General features: G+C 65.6%; 1 protein-coding gene. It reads right to left on the bottom strand.

The features are described 5' to 3' along the window. Positions 1 to 300: 300 nt before the first annotated feature. Positions 301 to 1812 carry an ABC transporter ATP-binding protein gene (locus tag FJ934_RS27825; protein WP_140613593.1) on the bottom strand — a complete coding sequence of 504 codons (1512 nt, stop codon included), beginning with the start codon at positions 1810 to 1812 and terminating at the stop codon, positions 301 to 303. Positions 1813 to 1961: the final 149 nt, after the last annotated feature.

Below are 1961 nucleotides of genomic sequence, written 5' to 3'. Positions count from 1 at the left end.
CTTCAAGCCCCATCTGCCGCCCGGCCAATACGTCCCTTGACACCCCTCCGAAGCAGATGTGTGCGCACGCTAGCCCCGTATAGGGACGGGGAGAAGGGGACTGGCCGCATCCCTGGCACCTGTCCCGCAACGTCGGTAATTGGCGAAATCCGCGATGACGGCGCCCCTCTCCCCGTCCCTATACGGGGAGAGGATGCCGGCAGGCAGGTGAGGGGCAGCGCTGACGTTGAGCCTCAAGCGATCACCTTGGACAAAGTCATTGGAGCAATCTGCGAAGGATTGACGAAGCAAACCCATGCACTATGCCTTCCCCTCCGCGCCTGTCATCAAGAGACCGAGCCGGACTATGGTCGCCTCGGCGCTGTCCAGCGTGCCGACGATGCGGCCCTCATACATCACCGCGATGCGGTCGCAAAGCACGAGCAATTCTTCCAGATCCTCGCCAATCACGATGATGCCGCAGCCCTTGGCCCGCATGGCGAGGAACTTTTCATGGATAAAGCGGGCAGCGCCGATGTCGAGGCCGCGCGTCGGCTGCGAGACAACAAGCACTTTCGGATCGAAGGCGAGTTCACGCGCCAGCAGTGCCTTCTGCAGGTTGCCGCCGGACAGTGCGCCTGCTCGCGTCATCGGCCCGGGGCAGCGTATGTCATACGCCTTGATCTGCGCCTCGGCGAAGGCGCGGATCGCGTCGGGCTTGAGCAGGCCCTTGCTGCTGAACGCCGATGTGCCGATGCGCGGCAGCACCATGGAATCGGCCAGCGGCAGGTTGGTGACCAGGCCGGTTGTCATACGGTCTTCCGGGATGCGGCCGAGACCGAGTGCCTGTACCTCGCGCGGGGTGAAGCGCACCACTTGTTTGCCGGCTATGGTCATCCGCCCGGCCTCGGGCGAAATCATACCGGAGATCACCTCCGCCAGCGCCCGCTGGCCATTGCCGGAGACGCCGGCGATGCCGAGGATTTCGCCAGCGCCGACGGCAAGCGATACGCCGCGCAGCACCGTGCCCGAATGCTTCGAGGTGAAGATGCCGTCGAGGGTGAGTACCGCTTCGCCCGGCGTCGATGATCCCCTTGCCGGCGGCACGATCTCATGGCCGCACATCAGTTGCGCCATTGCCGCGGACGTCGTGTTGGCCGGATCGTCGACACGGCCGGCGACGCGGCCATGCCGCAGCACCGTGCAGCGATGGGTGAGCGCCCGCACCTCGTTCAGCTTGTGCGAGATGAAGATGATGCCGAGCCCCTGTGCCGCCATCGAGCGCAACGCTGAAAACAATCCGTCGACCTCGCTCGGCGCCAGCACGGCGGTTGGCTCGTCGAGGATCAAAAGCTTGGCGCCGCGAAACAGCGCCTTGACGATTTCCAGCCGCTGCTGCTCGCCGACCGACAGCGCCGAGACCGGCACGTCGGGATCGAGCGTCAGCCCATGCTGCCGGCCGATCTCGGCCAGCCGCGCCAGCCCGCCGACACGGTCGATCCGTCCCGACTTGCCGGGAATGCCGATGAGCAGGTTCTCCAGGACGGTTAGCCGTGGCGCGAGGTGAAAATGCTGGTGCACCATGCCGATGCCCGCGGCCAGCGCGTCCGCCGAACTGGTGATCCGCACCGGCTGGCCCTGGATCAGTATCTCGCCGGCATCGGGCGCATAGGCGCCGAACAGCACATTCATCAGCGTCGTCTTGCCGGCGCCGTTCTCGCCCAGCAGCCCAAGGATCTCGCCCGGCGCGACGCTGAGGTCGACAGCCTCGTTCGCCTTCACCGCGCCGAAGCTCTTGGTGATGCCGCGCATTTCGATGAGTGGGGCAGGCAAGGTTTTCTTCCTTTGAAATGGCTTGGCGTGGCTCTTCACCCACCCCCTTGTGGGGAGGGTCGATCCGCAAAGCGGATCGGGGTGGGGGTCTCGTAGGGCGCACCCCCACCCGTCTCGCGAGCTTCGCTGCGCTGCGATCGCAAGCCGAC

The organism is Mesorhizobium sp. B2-4-12 (assembly GCF_006441575.1).
Taxonomy (GTDB): Bacteria; Pseudomonadota; Alphaproteobacteria; order Rhizobiales; family Rhizobiaceae; genus Mesorhizobium.
This window is presented reverse-complemented; position numbering and strand designations above follow the sequence as displayed.